This is a genomic window from Actinomyces bouchesdurhonensis, from assembly GCF_900128465.1.
GTDB lineage: Bacteria > Actinomycetota > Actinomycetes > Actinomycetales > Actinomycetaceae > Pauljensenia > Pauljensenia bouchesdurhonensis.
The window spans coordinates 1-885 of sequence record NZ_LT635885.1 but is presented as its reverse complement, the minus strand read 5'-3'; the positions used below and the strand labels follow the sequence as shown (position 1 = coordinate 885).

Genomic DNA, 885 nt, shown 5'->3' with positions numbered 1-885 from the left:
CCGTACTCCCACCACGGGTAGCATCACCGCGGTCGTCGAACAGCACAACCTCGACGCCTCGGCTCCGCGCGCGCCTCGCAGCCGCCACGACCTCGGTCCCCGTGAAGTAAGGCGCGCGGATCTCGTCGCGCAGCTCCGCCTCGAGCAGGCGCGCCTCCATGGCGATCTCAGGTGTCACTTCCTCGTCTCGGAGCGCCTCGAGGGTCCCGCGCACGCGAACAGACACGTCGGCGAGCTTGACTGCCATGGCCGAATTAATGCTCACCTGCAGTTCCCTCTCCAGGCGCGCCTGTTCCTCAGCTTTGAGGGATCGTTCGATCGCGGAGGTCGCAATGCCCGACCACGACACGAGGGCGAACCAGAAGAAGAACGTGATGATGTGACCGATCGTGAAGGTAAAGACGAGGCCGGGCGGCCTACCTGAGAGTGCAACCCAGGCGCCGACTGCGACCACAAAGCCGACGCAACCAACGACGGCCTCGGCCGTGCGCTGACGCAGGAGGAGCAGCACAGCGAGGAACATCGATGCGCCCGCGCTCCACCCGGACCAGCCCGGCCATGCGGACGCTACCCGAATCGGGGTGAGCACCAGCAGGTTGGACACACCGATCACAACGGCACTCCCCCACGTCACGAGTTTCGGGGGCACGCGGTCGGGCCACGGTGCCACCAACAGGGTTCCTGCGACCGCCATGATCGCGAGGGAGAGGATGACGGGGCCCCTGTGTGAGTAGGCCCCGTGGCTGAATTCGATCGCCACCACATAGCTATGAAACACAACGCCGGCGAGAACAAGCAGCCGCGCGCCGCGCGATTCTGCGACCGCGCGGACCTGCGAATCCCACGCGTTGCGCGACGGGTCTTTGTCGCGTGTGCCCGCGCGGG

At 66.6% G+C, this 885-nt stretch carries 1 pseudogene; it reads right to left on the bottom strand.

The features are described 5' to 3' along the window. Positions 1-885 (bottom strand): annotated as a pseudogene (locus BQ7477_RS10945) (sensor histidine kinase); the annotation flags it as partial.